This window comes from Oscillibacter valericigenes (assembly GCF_021531915.1).
Taxonomy (GTDB): Bacteria; Bacillota; Clostridia; order Oscillospirales; family Oscillospiraceae; genus Oscillibacter; species Oscillibacter valericigenes_A.
In genome coordinates this window covers 321,391-337,880 of the sequence record NZ_JAFBIV010000001.1, presented here as the reverse complement: position 1 = coordinate 337,880, position 16,490 = coordinate 321,391, and the positions used below count along the sequence as shown (strand labels likewise).

Below are 16,490 nucleotides of genomic sequence, written 5' to 3'. Positions count from 1 at the left end.
GCAACGCTAAAGGGCTTGCCGCCTGCACTTCACAGACAACAAGCCCTCTCGGTTGCTTGAACAATTTTTGATTGCAATTATTGTCTAACTTTTCGGGGTCACTTCACCGGGAGCGGACGCGTCATTTTCCTACATCTGGGGGTATTTATCTACTGTCCGTTTTTACTGGTCCCGTTCAATTGCTTCAGGGTTTTCTCCCTTTGGCGCACAAAAGGCACTGCGATTTTCAGGATATCTTTGGCGATCCAGGACCCGCATCACACGGGCAGCAGGCCCAGCACGATGCAGGAAACGATGGCCGCGGCCACCAGAACACCGCAGAAAATGGCCGGGACAGCGCTTTTCAGCCGCAGGTCCATGAGCGCCGCCACCAGCGCTCCCGTCCAGGCGCCGGTCCCCGGCAGCGGAATGGCCACCAGGACCAGCAGGCCCCAGAACTCATACTTCAGGACCAGCTTCTTTTTGGATTCCGCCTTTTTTTCCAGCCTGGAGATGAACCCCCCCAACGCCGGAATATGGCGCCGCAGCCACGCGAAGACCCGCCGGGTGAACAGGATCAAAAACGGGATGGGCAGCATATTTCCAACGATGGATGCCAGCACCGCCAACGGCAGCGGCAGCCCGATACCGACACCGAAGGGGATCCCGCCCCGCAGCTCCACCACGGGGAGCATGGAGACCAGTCCCGTAAACACCAGTTCTCCCCCGAGGGTCTGATTCAGCCAAATCTGTAACTCTGTCATCTGTATCTATCCGTCATCCTCCGCGTTTGGTCCAGGTTTTCATACACATGCCGGGGTGTGGTGCGATCCGGGATCAGACCGCTCCTATTTTGTCACTCCGATAGAAAGGTTTGTTTATTGTACCACGAAAATCCGGATCGTTCAAGGTTCCGGGCGTTTTCTCCCGGCGGTCTGCGCAGAAAAACCGCCAGCCCATTGCGCTGCAACGGGCTGGCGGTTTTTACTTTAGCCGTGATCAAATCAGGGGGGCAAACATGCGCCGCTGTTATCCCTTGTACTCCACATACAGCTCCCGGACCGCGTTGGGGTCGGCGGGGGCTGCTGCCTTGGGAGCTTCGGCGGGCTTAGCAGCGGGGGCCTCGTCGTGGGGGCCGTCCCGCCAGGCCAGGAACTTGGGCGCCACCTGGGGGAACAGGGCCAGGGAGAGCACATCCTCGTCGCTCTTGGCGATGTCCTTGAACTCCTCCCGGTACTTCTCCACCTCCGGCTCCAGCAGGTCCGCCGGACGGCAGGTGATGACATCTTCCGGCTTGATACCGGCCTTGGCCCGGATCTCCTCGTTGACGGTGCCGGGCAGCTGGCCGTACTCGCCCCGGAGCATGGCCTTGGACTCCTTGGTGAAGGTCTTGTACCGCTCGCCCATGATGACGTTCATGACGGCCTGGGTGCCCACGATCTGGCTGGAGGGCGTCACCAGCGGGGGATAGCCGTAGTCCTCGCGGACCCGGGGGATCTCCGCCAGCACGTCGTAATACTTGTCCTCCTTCCCCGCCTGCTTCAGCTGGGAAATAAGGTTACTCAGCATGCCGCCGGGCACCTGATACAGCAGGGTGTTGGTGTCCACGTTCAGCACCTTGGGGTCCAGGCTGCCCTGGTCCTTCAGCTTCTGGGCCACCTTGCGGAAATGGGCGGCGGCCTCGCTCATTTTGTTCAGGTCCAGTCCGGTATCCCGGCCGGTGCCCTGAAGCGTCGCCACCAGGGACTCCGTGGCGGGCTGGGAGGTGCCGTTGGCCAGGGGGCTGAGGGCGGTGTCCACGATGTCCACGCCGGCCATGGCGGCCATGAGATACACCATGTCGCCGGTACCGGTGGTGTTGTGGGTATGCAGATGGATGGGGACGCTGACCGTCTCCTTCAGCCGCTTTACCAGGGAATAGGCGGCGGAGGGCAGCAGCAGATTGGCCATATCCTTGATGCAGATGACGTCAGCGCCCATCTGCTCCAGTTCCTTCGCCAGCTTGACGAAGTATTCCTCATTATGGATGGGAGAGATGGTGTAGCTCATGGCTGCCTCCACCATGCCGCCGTACTTCTTGGTGGACTTGATGGCCTGCTCCAGATTGCGCACGTCGTTCAGGGCGTCGAAAATGCGGATGATGTCGATGCCGTTCTCAATGGACTTGCGGCAGAAGGCGTCCACCACGTCGTCGGCGTAGTGCTTGTAGCCCAGGATGTTCTGGCCACGGAACAGCATCTGCAGCTTGGTGTGAGGCAGGGCCTTGCGGAGCTTCCGCAGCCGCTCCCAGGGGTCCTCGTTGAGGAAGCGCATGCAGGAGTCGAAGGTAGCGCCGCCCCAGCACTCCAGGGACCAGTAGCCGATGGAGTCCAGCACCTCGCAGGCGGGGAGCATGTCCTCCACCCGCATGCGGGTGGCCGCCTGGGACTGGTGGGCGTCCCGGAGGATGGTATCCGTGATATACAGGGGCTTGTTAGACAAAAATTCCATAGAAAACCTCCAGCTTGCCACCAGGGTATCGTTGCCGGGCGCAAAGCCTGCGCAATTTCAGGCCTAGTGGCGCGTTAAAGTTCTTTTTGGTCCTTTTTCTTTCAAGAAAAAGGATCAGCCAAAGAGGGAGATCAGGACGCCTGCCGCGATGGCGGAGCCGATGACACCGGCCACGTTGGGACCCATGGCGTGCATCAGCAGGAAGTTGCCGGGATTGGCCTCCTGTCCAACCTTCTGGGACACGCGGGCGGCCATGGGCACGGCGGACACGCCGGCAGAGCCGATGAGGGGATTGATCTTCTCCTTCAGGAACAGGTTCATGAACTTGGCAAGCAGCACGCCGCCGGCGGTGCCGCAGCCGAAGGCCACGATGCCCATGACCATGATCTTGATGGTCTGGAGGGACAGGAAGGTGGCGCCGGTGGCGGTGGCGCCCACGGACACGCCCAGGAAGATGGTGACGATGTTGATCAGCTCGTTCTGGACGGTCTTGCTGAGCCGCTCGGTAACGCCGCACTCCCGGAACAGGTTACCCAGCATTAGGCAGGCGATCAGGGGACCGGCAGAGGGCACCAGCAGGGCCACGAAGATGGTGACCACGATTGGGAAGATGATTTTTTCCTTCTTGGAGACCTGGCGCAGGGGCTTCATGACGATCTGCCGCTCCTTCTCGGTGGTCAGCAGCTTCATGATGGGGGGCTGGATGACAGGCACCAGGGCCATGTAGGAGTAAGCCGCCACGGCGATGGGACCCAGCAGGGCCGGGGCCAGCATAGCGGTGACGAAGATGGCGGTGGGGCCGTCGGCGCCGCCGATGATGCCGATGGAGCTGGCCTCCGGGCCGGTAAAGCCCATGAGACGGCAGCCGGCATAGGTCAGGAAGATGCCCACCTGGGCGGCAGCGCCCAGCAGCAGGCTCTTGGGATTGGCAATCAGGGGGCCGAAGTCGGTCATGGCGCCCACGCCCATGAAGATCAGGCAGGGATAGATGCCCAGCTTCACGCCTAAGTACAGGATGTCGATGAGGCCGGTGGAGACCGTGACGTCGGACATGGTCACGCCGTAGTAGGCAGCCGCTTGCTCTGCCTGGACCAACGCCTGGAGCTGCACCTCAAGGGTGCTCAGTGCGCTGCCGGCGGAGGCGGTGATCTCCGTCATGGCACTCTCAAGGGCTTCCGGGGAGAATACGGCCTGCGCCGCTGCCATCAGCTGCTCCACATAGGGAGCGAGGACGTTCTGGGATACGCCCAGCTCCTGCATCTCGGCCAGGAACTCCGCGGTAACGGGAGCACCGCCGATCAGGTCCCAGTGGATGTGTCCGCCGGCAAAGAAGATCTCATGGAACATGCCGGCGCCGGGCAGGTTGGTCATCAGCATGCCGAAGGCAATGGTGACCATCAGCAGAGGCTCGAACTTCTTGCCGATACCCAGATACAGCAGGAAGCAGGCAATGCACAGCATCACCAGGTTCTTCCAGCCGCCGGCCTGCAGAAACAGGACGAAGCCGGTATCGTTGATAAAATTCAGGATAGCTTCCATTGTTTGTCCTCCAGTCCCTTACTGGATGACGCACAGCAGGGTGCCGGACTCCACGGACGAACCCTTGGAGGTGTTGACGGAGGTGACCTTGCCGTCGCAGGGGCACATGATCTCGTTTTCCATCTTCATGGCCTCCAGGATCATCAGGACCTGGCCGCGCTTCACGGTGTCACCGGCGGCCACGTTGATGGACAGGATGGTGCCGGGCATGGGGGAAGTCACCTGCTCACCACCGGCAGGGGCAGCAGCAGGGGCAGCCGCGGGGGCAGGAGCAGGCGCTGCAGCGGCAGGAGCGGGGGCGGCTCCGGTCAGCTCCTCCAGTTCGATCTCATAGGCGGTGCCGTTGACGGTCACTCTGTACTTTTTCATAGGTATGTTCTCCTTATTCGTTCTGTGTTGGATGGCTTACAGTTTTTTGATGGACAGGATGCGAATGCCGGTGATATCGGTGCCGAGCTCTTCCGCGATGGCGGCGGAAACGGCGGCGATCAGTTCCTGCTGGTTGACGGCAGGTGCGGCTGCCGGAGCGGGAATAGCCGCTGCCGGGGCTGCCTGCTGCTTCCGGCTGCAGAGCCGGCCCAGCAGTGTCGTCAGCACGATCAGGCAGATCAGGCCGAAAAACACCGTTCCCATTCCCATCAGACAGACAAAGATGGTGGAATAGTCCATAGCTTCCTCCTATTCTAAATTTTAATAAATCTCAGAATCATATGTTTTCTCAGGTTTTTACTGGAAAACGCATCACACAGCAATATCCTCCGCGTATTTTTCACGCAGGAGGCAGCCAGCCCAGGCACGGTACGCTGCCTGCTGTCCCGAAGAGGTACCTCCTATAAGATACCACACATTCAATGGAAAAAACAGAGCAAACATTCTATTGTGAAAAAAAGAGGATCTTTCAAGCTCCTGCAATATTCAGGCTCCTCCGGTCACTCCAGGATGCCGCTTTGGCCGGTGCTTTATTTAGTGCTTTAAAGCGGGCCGTTGAGACTTTAAGGAGTATAGCACGGACGCAATAAATTGTCCACAGGTTTTGCCATTTTTTCACGCAAAGCGCAAGGAAACAGGCGGATGACGTTCTTTTGTTCCATAGGAATAAAAGAACGTCGGAGCAAAGCGGACTTTGCTCCGACGTGGTGCGGGCATGGGGACTCGAACCCCAACGCATTGCTGCACGAGAACCTAAATCTCGCATGTCTACCAATTCCATCATGCCCGCCAATATGAACGCAGGTACATCCTGCCGCTGTTTATGATCCAAAACCTTTGCTGAGGTGACACCACCTAACTCCTATGCGTCTTCCAATCCCGCCATATCAGCGGAACAAGTGCAGTATAACACAACTTCCGTCCTTGAACAACAGGAAAATCTGCGGTACAATCAATTTATATCTGAAACCGATGAAACGAGGACTGATCCCATGCTGACACCCCGCGTTGCCGCCATCCACGATATGTCCGGCTTTGGCCGCTGTTCCCTGACGGTCGCCATCCCCATTCTGTCCGCCATGGGCCTGCAGTGCTGCCCTCTGCCCACCGCCTTCCTCTCCACCCACACTGGTGGCTTTGAGGGCTTCACCTTTCTGGATATGACGGACGAAATGCCGAAGGTCGCCCGCCACTGGAAGTCCCTGGACCTGGACTTTCAGGCCATTTACAGCGGCTTTCTGGGCAGTGAGCGCCAGATCGGCATGGTAGCGGACTTCATCCGGGACTTCCGGAGCCCGGAGACCATCGTGGTAATCGACCCAGTCATGGGAGACCATGGGAAGGTCTATCAGACCTACACCCCCGCCATGTGCGAAGGCACCGCACGCCTGGCCATGCAGGCCGATGTCATCACCCCCAATCTGACGGAGGCCGCCCTGCTGCTGGACATGCCTTACGAGGCGCTCCCCTCCGGCGAGGCCGGCTGCCGGGAGATCGTGGAACGGCTGAGCCTGGAGGGACAGCGTTCCGTGGTGCTGACGGGAGCCTCCTGCGAACCGGACCTGACCGGCGCCATGTGCTTTGACGCCCGGACCGGCTGCACCGAGGCGGTCCAGACCTGCCGGGTGCCCCAGGAATTTCACGGCACCGGAGACGTGTTCACCAGCGTGCTGACCGGCGCTCTGGTACAGGGGGCATCCCTGCCCGAGGCCGCCCGTCAGGCGGTGGACTTCGTCCGGGCCTGCGCGGAGCGGACGGCCCTGGAGGCGCTCCCCATGCGGGAGGGTGTGGACTTTGAACCCCTTCTCGGTCTTTTGGCCAGTAAACCCTGAACCCTCACACACGAAAGGAACACCGCCATGCAAGCGGAATACCAACTGTGCATGGACGGTCAGTGGGTCCCCCAGACCGACGGCTGCGTCCAGGGCCAGATCGACGACGCCGTGGCACAGGGCGCCAGGGTCATCGCCGGCGGCGTCAAGGAGAGCGGCGTAGGCCGGGAGTGCGGCCGCTGCTCCATGGACGACTATACGGAGCTGAAATGGCTGACCTTCCAGACTAAGGGCCGCTGGTAACATCTGCAAGGGTCCCCGGAGTATCTCCCGGGGGCCCCTATCTTACCTTTTCGGCGGCTGGCGGAAGTTTTTTCAAAATTTCCCTTGACCTTCCCCCTGCTGGAAGGCTTATGATGACAGCATGAAACCGATGCGCTCCTCCGGGGCGGGAAAGGAATGCTTATGAAACTTTGGAAACGCGGAAGCGCCCTGCTGCTGGCGCTGGTCCTGGCTCTGAGCCTGTCGGTCTCCTCCATGGCGGAGGAAGCGGTGCCCTCTCCGGAGGAAACCGCCCAGGCCGCCGCCCAGGGGGCCCTGACCTACGGTGCCGCCGACAGCGTCCAGTACGCCCTGTGGCAGGACGGCCAGGTGGTCCTCACCGGCAGCTGCGGCAATTACTCCCGGACGGAGAACCGGGCCCTGACCGACGATATTCTCTACGGCATCGGCTCCGTCAGCAAGATCTACACCACCGTGGCGGTGATGCAGCTGGCGGAGGCGGGACGGGTGTCTCTGGACGCCCCGGTGACCCGGTATCTGAAAAACTTCAAAATGGCGGACGAACGGTACAAGCAGATCACCGTGCGGATGCTGCTGAACCACTCCTCCGGGCTCATGGGCTCCCACTTTGAAAGTGCCATGCTGTTCGATGACACCGATCCCGTGGCCGCTGACAGCCTGCTGGAGCAGCTCTCCACCCAGCACCTCAAGGCCGATCCCGGCGCGTACAGCGTCTACTGCAACGACGGCTTCACTCTGGCGGAGCTGGTGGTGGAGGCCGTCACCGGCATGGAGTTCATGGACTATGTGCGCGCCCGCATCTTAAAGCCCGCAGGGCTGGAAAACACCTTTGCCCCCGGCGATGATTTCGATACGGAGCGGCTGGCAAAAACCTATCACGGCGCGGACACCCGGGCCCTGCCCCAGGACTGCCTGAACCTGGTGGGCACCGGCGGCATCTACGCCACCGCCAGTGACCTGGCGTCTTTGGGCGGCGCCCTGACCGGGACAAAGCTGCTGCGGCAGTCCTCCCTGAAGGCCATGGCGGCACCGGAGTATGACCGGGGCATCTGGCCCGACACGGACGCCCCCGACGCCTTGAGCTACGGCCTGGGCTGGGACGCCGTGGAATGGCTCCCCTTCAGCCAGAGCGGCATCCAGGCCCTGGTGAAGGGCGGCGATACCCTGCGGTATCACGCGGGGCTGGTGGTGATCCCGGAGTATCACATGGCGGCTGCTGTCCTGTCCTCCGGCGGCTCCTCCGCCTATAACGAGATGGCCGCCGCCCAGATGCTGGCAGCCGCGTTGAAGGTCCAGGGCGTGGCGCTGGACGAAAGCGTCCCCCTCCTGCCCGAGGCCGCCCCCGCCGCCATGCCAGAAGAACTGACAAAACACAGCGGATACTATGGCTCCACCGCCGCCCAGTACCGGGTGGACGTGACCGCCGACGGCACCCTGACCATGCACGTCCTCACCATGCCCAGCATCCCCGCCATGACCTTCACCTACCGGGACGACGGCACCTTCCGGGATTCCACCGGGCAGGCCGCCATGCGCTTCGTAACGGAGTCCAACGGCCAGACCTATCTCTATCAGCAGGGAGCGGGGCAGCTGCCCGGCCTGGGCATCCTGCCCACCGCCAACTATGCGGCGGTAAAGCTGCCGGAGAATCCCATCGCTCCGGAGGTTCAGACAGACTGGGACCGGTATCTCTCCATGTCCTTCCTGCCCATGGGAGAAAAATACTCCTCCCAGACGTATCTGGCTCTGGCGGACAGCGCCGCCCAGGAACGGGCGGAGATGGTCCCCGGCTATGCCGGCGGCAGCCGCATCGTGGACAGTACCTCCGCCCGGTATGAGCTGCAGCTCCCCGGCGCGGGCGGCCGGGACGGCCAGGAGATCAATGTCTTTGAGCAGGACGGCATCACCTGGATGGAGTCCAATAACGCTCTGTACATGTCGATGGAGGGGGCCCCTGTGCTTTACACCGGCGCCGGCTGGTCCTATTCCACTGTTCAGGCGGACGGCTATGCCCGCTGGTATCAGGTGGGCCGGCACGCCGGAACGACCATGACCGTGCAGATGCCGGAGGATGCCGGCTTCTGGGTCTACGACGGCAGCGGCCAGGTGACCGCCTCCTCGGTGCTGTGGGGAGACACCGCAGCAGTGCTGCCCCAGGACGGCTTCGTGGTCTTCGCCGGAGACCCGGGTGCCCGGTTCCATCTGCGCTTTCAATAAAGAAAATTGCCCCGGACCCATGCGGGTCCGGGGCGTTCTTCACTTCATCAGGTTTTCCACGTAGGCCTGCATCTCCTGCTTGGAGCGGACGGCATGGGTGCCGTCGATGATGGCCTGCTGCTCCGCTTCCGATAATGCGGCAAAGCGGGCCATGGCCTCCGGATGCTGGGCCAGGGCCATGCCGAAGCCCAAGGGCAAATCCTCCATGTTCATCACCTCGGCCTTAGTGTGCGCCGGGGATGAAAAATCAATACACGGGAAACAGGTTCAGTAGCCGCACCAGGTCTATGGCGGGCAGATAGGTGGTGCCCTTTTCGAAATAACAGTTACCCGTGAGCCATGTTTCGCCGTCGGCAGTGCGGGCCACATCCTGTCCCGGCAGGACGGAGAACACCAGGTTTTCCCCGTCGGTCACCACAGCGCCCTGGCCGGGGACCCAGTTCACCGTATACCCGGCGGCCTCCGCCACGGCCCGGATGGGCAGCAGGACCTCTTCCTCCGTCTCCTTGGCCGCCACCGTCAGATAGCCGTTGGGCGTCTTGGGAAAGCCCTCTCCGGGCATATCGATGCCGCCGTAGCCGTCATACCGCAGCCAGGTCCGGTAGGCGTAAGGGAACAGCAGAACTCGTGTCACCTGGCCATGGCTGTCTGTCCAGGCCAGGAATTGGGAGCCCGGCTGCAGGTCCTCCATCTGTACGATCTGGCGGGTTTTCCAGGGGAGGAGCTCCGCCTGAACGGTGATCCGCAGGCCCGGCTCCTCGATCTTCAGCCCCAGTCCGCTGGTGACGGCTACCTCCACAGCGATCAGTGGGCTGCTTTTGTCGGCGTACATCCTTGTTTTGATCTGCGCCACCTGGTAATACTGGGGCGCGCCGAAATCCGCCGGAATGTTGGCAACCACCACCTCGGCAGTAGCCTGGGGCGGCAGGCTCAAGGTCATGGCAGGGCCCACCCAGGCGTAGACGGTCTCCCCGTTCCGCAGCTCCCGGTCCAGGGGCAGGCCGGTGACGGCGTCCACCACGGGGGTGGTCTCCGCCAGATGGAGGATGACCTCATGATATGGGTCATTTTCATTGGAATTCTTCAGCAGGACGGCGCCATTTTCCAGCCGTGTGACGACACCCCACACCCGGACGGGAGCCAGATAGGCGGGCGCTTCGGGGGCGGCGGTCTCTTCCTCCGCGGCGAAGGCAGGCAGGGCGCACACCACAGCGGCGCACAAAGTCAGCGCAAAGACGCGGGCGATCATCTTCTTCACGGAAATTCCTCCTCTTCGGATTTCTATGGTCCTATCATAGCATCTGCTGATCAAGACGGCAAGGGAAACAAAAAAGTTCCCAAAGCAGGAAAAAGCCCCGGAAAACTCCGGGGCTCAGGCTGTCGAAAAAAGTCCAGTGGACTTTTTCGACAGCCTTCACAATGCCTCGCTTTTCTGACCGCACTGCGGCCCGAAAAGCTGCCGCTACGCGGCGCAAACGCCTGCTGACGCAGGCTTTTTGCAGGCATTCGATTCAACACGAGGGGGCTTCCGCCCCCTCGTACTCCCCCTGCAAAATTGAGTTCTTTTTCTTCAAACCGGGGTTTTTCGACAGTCGAAAGCCCCGGAAAAGCTTCCGGGGCTTTCTGGGAAAACTTACTTCTTGCCATGCAGCGCCTTCATGCGCTTCTCGTGGTCCAGAATGCTCTTGCGCATCCGCAGGCTCTTGGGCGTGACTTCCAGCAGCTCGTCGTCCGCCAGGAACTCCAGGCACTGCTCCAGGCTCATCTGCCGGGGAGGCACCAGGCGCAGGGCCTCGTCGGAGCCGGAGGCGCGGGTGTTGGTCAGCTGCTTCTTCTTGCAGACGTTGACGGTCATATCCTCGCTGCGGGGGCTGACGCCGATGACCATGCCGCCGTAGACGGGCACGCCGGCGCCGATGAACAGGGTACCGCGCTCCTGGGCGTTGAACAGGCCGTAGGTGATGGACTCGCCGGTCTCAAAGGAGATCATGGAGCCGTTGCCCCGGCGGGAGATATCGCCCTTGTAGGGGGCGTAGGAATCAAAGACGGAAGCCATGATGCCCTCGCCCTTGGTGTCGGTGAGGAAGTCGTTGCGGTAGCCGAAGAGACCCCGGGCGGGCACCAGGAACTCCACCTTCATGCGGTCGCCCACGGGGGTCATCTCCACCAGGTCCGCCTTGCGCTGGCCCAGCTTCTCGATGACGCTGCCCACGCAGTCGCTGGGCACGTCCACCACCAGGCGCTCGATGGGCTCGCACTTGACGCCGTCGATCTCCTTGTACAGCACGCGGGCGGGAGACACCTGGAACTCATAGCCCTCCCGGCGCATGGTCTCGATCAGGATGGACAGGCTCATCTCGCCGCGGCCCGCCACGTTGAAGGCGGTGTCCCGGTCCGTGTCGGTGACCCGCAGGGACACGTCCTTCAGGGTCTCCCGGTACAGCCGCTCCCGGATCTGGCGGGAAGTGACGAACTTGCCCTCCCGGCCGGCAAAGGGGGAGTCGTTGACGGAGAAGGTCATCTCCATGGTGGGGGCGCTGATCTGCACGAAGGGCAGGGCCTCCACAGCGGAGGGGTCGCAGATGGTATCGCCGATGGTGATGTCGGGGATGCCGCTCATGGCGATGATGTTGCCGGCGGTGGACTCGTTGACCGCCTTGCGGGCCAGACCCTCAAACTCATAGATGGCGGTGGCCTTGGCCTTCCGCAGCACGGCGTCGGGGGCGTGGTAGTTCACCACGGAGATCTCCTGGTTCTGCTTCAGAGTGCCCCGCTCGATGCGGCCGATGGCGATACGGCCCACGAACTCGTTGTAGTCGATGGAGCTGACCAGCATCTGGAAGGGTTCGTCCACGTTGGCCTCGGGGGCGGGGATATATTCCAGAATGGTCTCGAACAGGGGGGTCAGGTCGGTGCCCACCACCTCGGGAGAGTAAGAAGCGGTACCCTGACGGCCGGAGCAGAACAGCATGGGGGAATCCAGCTGCTCGGGGGTGGCGTCCAGGTCCATCAGCAACTCCAGCACCTCGTCCACCACCTCGTGGATGCGCTGGTCGGGGCGGTCGATCTTGTTGACCACCACGATGACCCGGTGGCCCAGCTCCAGGGCCTTGGAGAGCACGAAGCGGGTCTGGGGCATGGGGCCCTCGGCGGCGTCCACCAGCAGGATGACGCCGTTGACCATCTTCAGGATGCGCTCCACCTCGCCGCCGAAGTCGGCGTGGCCCGGGGTGTCCACCACGTTGATCTTGGTGTCCTTGTAGCGGACGGCGGTGTTCTTGGCCAGGATGGTGATGCCGCGCTCACGCTCCAGGTCGCCGGAGTCCATGACGCGCTCCACGGTCTCCTGGTTTTCCCGGTAAACGCCGCCCTGCTTCAGCATCTCGTCCACCAAGGTGGTCTTGCCGTGGTCGACGTGGGCGATGATGGCTACGTTTCTCAGCTTTTCATTCTGCATATGGAACGTCCTTTCTTTCTGACGTAAGATTCAAACACAGCATAATATTATAGTTATATTTTTCCCGCATTTCAAGGTGGAAATCTACATTTTTTCGGTTTTTTATGAGATTTTCTCCGGCAATTCTCCCATATTTGATGCAGCCGCAGAGATACTACCTTTTTCACCAAAGTTTTCGCTTCTCCGGCAGCTTTTTTGGGGACTCTCTCCATTGTTCTTTTCCGGTGCCAACCCTATAATGAAACTGCTGCGGCGGAAGCGGTGCCAGCATCGCACGTTCCCCCGCAAGTATCGTGGTCCGCTGGGACCACCCAGGAGGCATTTCGCCATGTATCACATCAAAACACTGAACAAAATTTCTCCCATGGGCCTGAACCGCTTCGATCCGGAGCACTATGTGGTCTCCGACAATGAGACCAACGAGGACGGCATCGTGGTCCGGTCCGCCAAGCTGCTGGACTACCAGTTCCCCTCCAACCTGCTGGCCATCTCCCGTGCAGGCGTGGGCGTCAACAACATCCCCATCGACCGCTGCTCCGAGGCGGGCATCGCCGTGTTCAGCACCCCCGGTGCCAACGCCAACGCCGTGAAGGAGCTGGTGCTGTGCGCCATGCTGATGGGCTCCCGGGACGTGGACGGCTCCATCCGCTGGGTGCGGGAACAGGTGGAGGCCGGCGTGGACGTGACCACGGTGGTGGAGAAGGGCAAGTCCGCCTTTGTGGGCCCGGAGCTCTATAAAAAATCCCTGGGCGTCATCGGCCTGGGCGCCATCGGCTCTCTGGTGGCCAACATGGCCCTGTCCCTGGGCATGGACGTCTATGGCTACGACCCCTATCTGTCCGTGGATTCCGCCCTGCGGCTGGACCGGCACATCCATGTGGTGAAAGACATCAACGAGCTGTATAAGCGGGCCGATTACATCACCATCCACATCCATTACACGGCCCAGACCAAGGGCATGATCGACGCCAAGGCCATCGCCGCCATGAAGCGGGGCGTCCGGTTCATCAACCTGGCCCGGGGCGAGGTCGTGGACGACGAGGCCATGCTGGCCGCTCTGGACACCGGCTGGGTCGCCACTTACATCACGGACTTCCCCAACAACCGGCTGGTGCAGGCCCCCCACGTGGTGGCCATGCCCCACCTGGGCGCCTCCACCCCGGAGAGCGAGCAGAACTGCGCCGTCATGGCGGTGGACGAGCTGAAGGACTATCTGGAAAACGGCAACATCCGCAACTCCGTGAACCTGCCCGCCGTCTCTATGGAGCGCAGCGGCGTCATGCGCATGTGCATCATCCACAAGAACGTGCCCGCCATGCTGGCAAACATCACCACGCTGCTGTCCAAGGACGGCGTCAACGTGGAAAACCTGAGCAACAAGTCCAAGGGCGATTTGGCCTATACCATGGTGGATCTGGGCACCAAGGTGGACGCCGCCGTCATCGAGGATGTCCGCAAGCTGGCCAACGTGATCCGGGTCCGGGTCATCGAGTAATCCGCCCCCATTTGAATTGACAGAACGGCTCAAATCGGGTACAATACCGCTTGTACCTTGTCTCCGTAGCTCAGCAGGATAGAGCATCCGCCTCCTAAGAAGGATGCTGTCATTCGCCATTTTTAAAAAATCGTCCTCTTTTTGGGCATGATTTTGGGGCATTTTTGCCCACTTTTTCTAAAATTGGCGGTATGATCAATTGTTTATTTTGGGTTCTGAGTTCGAATCCGTTGGCCAATTTTTTAGCCTGATTTCTAATAAATTTTGCGGTGCAACACGCGCCAATTGGGATTTTGTTTCGCCGCGTTTTCGGCCTTGCCACTTAAAAATTCGCGCGCGATCACCCACCCAGAGGGTGGGCGATCGCGCGGCAGCAATTAAGAAATTGCTTGCCGCGCTTCACGCCTTTTCTTCTTTTGATAGTACCGGAAAACCTTGATATTTCAGCGTTTTCTGTTATTATATCACTTGGCTTGTAAGAATCCTGGTAGTACTCTCTGGTCTTTTCCGGATTGACTTCCTTGGCTCTTCTTGTTGCCATGCATCGGCTTGCGAAAACATCTCAGCAAGCTAAAAATAATCTAATACGTCTCTGTAGCTCAGCAGGATAGAGCGTCCGCCTCCTAAGCGGAAGGCCGCTGGTTCGAATCCAGTCAGGGACGCCAGCGCACTATCGCGGAAGATTTTTTACGAAATCTTCCGCGTTTCTTCTAATAAAAAAGAAGCTTCATTGATGAAGTGCTAAAAAAACAGGGCTTTTATCTAATGAGGAAAAACACCCCGAAACGGTGATTCCGCTAAAAATGGCGCATGTTTCCGTGTTCACCGGTGTATCTGGGTGTAAATCTATAAAAAATCGGTCCTGACAGCAATAAAATGCCGATATTTAGCCTGAGGCTGATGTGATGGAAGAACCGGTTAAGATGCATATTTCTAAACGCATTAGAAATTCAGATTGCGATATTTTAGATTTCTAAAAACAAGCGCCAATATTGAAGAAATCTTTAAAGATGGAGGTAGGAAAACCATGACAGTACGAGAATTGGCAATGCGGCTTAAAGAGATGTATGAGAATAGCAGCAATGAAAAGACAACCATGATTCACTTGTTTGGCATTATGTATGCTGAAGAAATCAAGGGATGTGGATCTACTCCCAAAGAGATTTTGAAGCTTGCCAATATGCCTGAATCTTATCAGACCGAGATAAGCAAAGGTGTCAGGTTATCAAAATATGTTGATGTAAAAGAACGATACTCCAATTTATAAAGACTAACGATATTTTACATAGCCCTGTGGTGACGAAAAATCATCACAGGGCTTTTGTCGTCTCCGGACTTCCCCGGCGGCGGATCAAAACTATGGAGGATATCGTGATGAGAAAAAAAGCGAGACGCAAAACCATTCTGATCGACGGGATCAGATACTACGATGACAAGCCGGATACCTGCCGCAAGTGCTTCTTCTGGAAGAACCGCAAGGTCGGCTGTGTCCTTGGAACGCAGAACTGCTACTACCTGGCTGAGGCGGTAAAGACCGAGCAGGAAAAGAAATGTGAGGGCTGCTGTTACGCCAAAGGACATCCCTGTGTCAGCGCTGTCTGCTACAAGGAGCTGGACGCATGGCTCAGAGCAAAGCGGTCTAACCGCGCAAAGGAAGCAGGTGCGGCAAATGAGTAAGAAGGATGATGTCTTCCGCAGATATGAGAAGCTGGCGAAGGCTGCAAAGAGAGAAAAGCTCGAGAGCGCATCGGACCACAAGCCCGGAAGCTGCGCTCACTGCCTCTACTATCGTCCGGATTTCAAGTATCGTCGGTGCCAGTTCACCAGATGCCCCTATGGCAAGGATAAGGATGTGTTTCGCAAGAAGCCTCTGAAGCGCGATAAATTCTCCTGAAAGCAGGTGGTGACTATGAGTGTTTGATTATTTCTACGGAGCCCAGGCAGAACAGTTTGCCTTCTACCGGGTTCCCAAGGTGCTTTTTACGAATGACCGGTTCAAATATCTGTCTGCTGAGGCGAAAACTTTGTACGGCATCTTACTGGACCGCGTTCCCCTCTCTGCAAAAAACGGATGGATCGATGAACAGGGCCGCGTGTATATCATCTGCACGATTGAAGAAATCATGGCGGACATGAACTGCGGAAACAAAAAAGCGATCCAGTTGTTATCGGATTTGGAGGACAAGGTCGGTCTCATTGAGAGAAAGCGTCAGGGGCTGGGAAAACCAAACCTGATCTATGTGAAGAACTTCATATCGGTGGACAGCCCTGTGGAGAGACATTTCTTGAAATGTCAAAATGACACTTCTGGAAGTGTCGAAATCACATCTCTTGAAGTGTCAAAAGGACACGGAAATAAGACTGATATTATTAATACTGAGTATAGTGATACCGATTCCTTCTATTCCGACAGAAATGTCGGGAAAGGAAGCGAAGCGATGGGGATCCGAGCTCAATATGAGGATTATTTCAGAGAATCTCTCGAGCTGGATTATCTTTCCCGGGATAGGACACTTGATCAGGATACCATTCAGGCTATGGTCGATCTCATGGTTGATGTATGCTGCTCCACAAGAAAAAGCATTCGTATCAATCGGGAAGATATGCCGATCGAAGTCGTAAAAAGTCGATTTATGAAGCTGGATGCAGAGCATATCAAATATGCCCTGATGACACTGGCAAACAACACAACCCGCGTTAAGGACATGAAGCAGTACATGCTGGCAGTCCTCTACAACGCGCCAACTACCATCAGTTCTTACTATCAGAACTGGGTACAGCACGACATGGCCAATGGCTTGATCTAGGA

Annotated in this window: 16 protein-coding genes and 2 tRNA genes; 9 read left to right on the top strand and 9 right to left on the bottom strand. The window is 58.9% G+C overall.

From position 1 onward, the window contains the following. Positions 1 to 257: 257 nt before the first annotated feature. The 6 genes from JQM66_RS01575 to JQM66_RS01550 form a co-directional block, all read right to left on the bottom strand. Complete coding sequence (locus tag JQM66_RS01575) at positions 258 to 743, bottom strand: COG2426 family protein (RefSeq protein ID WP_235228055.1); 486 nt, start codon at positions 741 to 743, stop codon at positions 258 to 260. Between the two features lie 265 nt (positions 744 to 1,008). Beyond that, the gene (locus JQM66_RS01570) at positions 1,009 to 2,469 is read right to left on the bottom strand and encodes an oxaloacetate decarboxylase subunit alpha (RefSeq protein ID WP_235228054.1); all 1,461 of its coding nucleotides are present in this window, start codon (positions 2,467 to 2,469) and stop codon (positions 1,009 to 1,011) included. Between the two features lie 114 nt (positions 2,470 to 2,583). Further along, positions 2,584 to 4,008: a sodium ion-translocating decarboxylase subunit beta gene (locus tag JQM66_RS01565; protein ID WP_235228053.1), complete on the bottom strand. Its 1,425-nt coding sequence runs from the start codon at positions 4,006 to 4,008 to the stop codon at positions 2,584 to 2,586. Between the two features lie 18 nt (positions 4,009 to 4,026). Further along, the gene (locus JQM66_RS01560) at positions 4,027 to 4,377 is read right to left on the bottom strand and encodes an acetyl-CoA carboxylase biotin carboxyl carrier protein subunit (protein ID WP_235228052.1); all 351 of its coding nucleotides are present in this window, start codon (positions 4,375 to 4,377) and stop codon (positions 4,027 to 4,029) included. A 36-nt stretch (positions 4,378 to 4,413) separates the two neighbouring features. Further along, positions 4,414 to 4,677 carry an OadG family protein gene (locus JQM66_RS01555; RefSeq protein ID WP_235228051.1) on the bottom strand — a complete coding sequence of 88 codons (264 nt, stop codon included), beginning with the start codon at positions 4,675 to 4,677 and terminating at the stop codon, positions 4,414 to 4,416. A gap of 465 nt (positions 4,678 to 5,142) precedes the next feature. Further along, positions 5,143 to 5,227 (bottom strand) — tRNA-Leu (locus JQM66_RS01550). 202 nt (positions 5,228 to 5,429) lie between these two features. Between JQM66_RS01550 and JQM66_RS01545 the strand changes: the two genes are divergently transcribed. The 3 genes from JQM66_RS01545 (at position 5,430) to JQM66_RS01535 (ending at position 8,729) form a co-directional block, all read left to right on the top strand. Beyond that, the gene (locus JQM66_RS01545) at positions 5,430 to 6,269 is read left to right on the top strand and encodes a pyridoxamine kinase (protein ID WP_235228050.1); all 840 of its coding nucleotides are present in this window, start codon (positions 5,430 to 5,432) and stop codon (positions 6,267 to 6,269) included. Positions 6,270 to 6,296: 27 nt separating this feature from the next. Continuing rightward, entirely contained in the window at positions 6,297 to 6,512 is a 216-nt protein-coding gene (locus JQM66_RS01540; RefSeq protein WP_235228049.1) for a hypothetical protein, read from the top strand. A gap of 162 nt (positions 6,513 to 6,674) precedes the next feature. Next, positions 6,675 to 8,729: a serine hydrolase domain-containing protein gene (locus JQM66_RS01535; protein ID WP_235228048.1), complete on the top strand. Its 2,055-nt coding sequence runs from the start codon at positions 6,675 to 6,677 to the stop codon at positions 8,727 to 8,729. A gap of 39 nt (positions 8,730 to 8,768) precedes the next feature. On the opposite strand, the gene JQM66_RS01530 is transcribed toward JQM66_RS01535, so the two are convergent. The 3 genes from JQM66_RS01530 to typA form a co-directional block, all read right to left on the bottom strand. Next, on the bottom strand, positions 8,769 to 8,936 hold the full coding sequence (locus JQM66_RS01530) for a hypothetical protein (RefSeq protein ID WP_235228047.1): 168 nt from the start codon (positions 8,934 to 8,936) through the stop codon (positions 8,769 to 8,771). A 40-nt stretch (positions 8,937 to 8,976) separates the two neighbouring features. After that, complete coding sequence (locus JQM66_RS01525; protein ID WP_235228064.1) at positions 8,977 to 9,978, bottom strand: stalk domain-containing protein; 1,002 nt, start codon at positions 9,976 to 9,978, stop codon at positions 8,977 to 8,979. 384 nt (positions 9,979 to 10,362) lie between these two features. Next, entirely contained in the window at positions 10,363 to 12,186 is a 1,824-nt protein-coding gene (gene typA, locus JQM66_RS01520) for a translational GTPase TypA (protein ID WP_235228046.1), read from the bottom strand. Positions 12,187 to 12,514: 328 nt separating this feature from the next. On the opposite strand from typA, the gene JQM66_RS01515 reads away from it, so the two are divergent. The 6 genes from JQM66_RS01515 to JQM66_RS01490 all read left to right on the top strand — a co-directional run bounded on the left by JQM66_RS01515 (position 12,515) and on the right by JQM66_RS01490 (position 16,488). Further along, positions 12,515 to 13,681: a phosphoglycerate dehydrogenase gene (locus tag JQM66_RS01515; protein ID WP_235228045.1), complete on the top strand. Its 1,167-nt coding sequence runs from the start codon at positions 12,515 to 12,517 to the stop codon at positions 13,679 to 13,681. Between the two features lie 588 nt (positions 13,682 to 14,269). Continuing rightward, positions 14,270 to 14,346 (top strand) — tRNA-Arg (locus tag JQM66_RS01510). A gap of 362 nt (positions 14,347 to 14,708) precedes the next feature. After that, positions 14,709 to 14,948: an HTH-like domain-containing protein gene (locus JQM66_RS01505; protein WP_235228044.1), complete on the top strand. Its 240-nt coding sequence runs from the start codon at positions 14,709 to 14,711 to the stop codon at positions 14,946 to 14,948. 107 nt (positions 14,949 to 15,055) lie between these two features. Further along, the gene (locus JQM66_RS01500; protein WP_235228043.1) at positions 15,056 to 15,358 is read left to right on the top strand and encodes a hypothetical protein; all 303 of its coding nucleotides are present in this window, start codon (positions 15,056 to 15,058) and stop codon (positions 15,356 to 15,358) included. Next, a complete protein-coding gene (locus JQM66_RS01495; RefSeq protein ID WP_235228042.1) occupies positions 15,351 to 15,575 on the top strand; it encodes a hypothetical protein in 225 nt (74 codons plus the stop codon). Before JQM66_RS01500 ends, JQM66_RS01495 begins: the two co-directional genes overlap by 8 nt. Positions 15,576 to 15,594: 19 nt before the next feature. Next, a complete protein-coding gene (locus JQM66_RS01490; RefSeq protein WP_235228041.1) occupies positions 15,595 to 16,488 on the top strand; it encodes a DUF6017 domain-containing protein in 894 nt (297 codons plus the stop codon). Positions 16,489 to 16,490 lie beyond the last annotated feature (2 nt).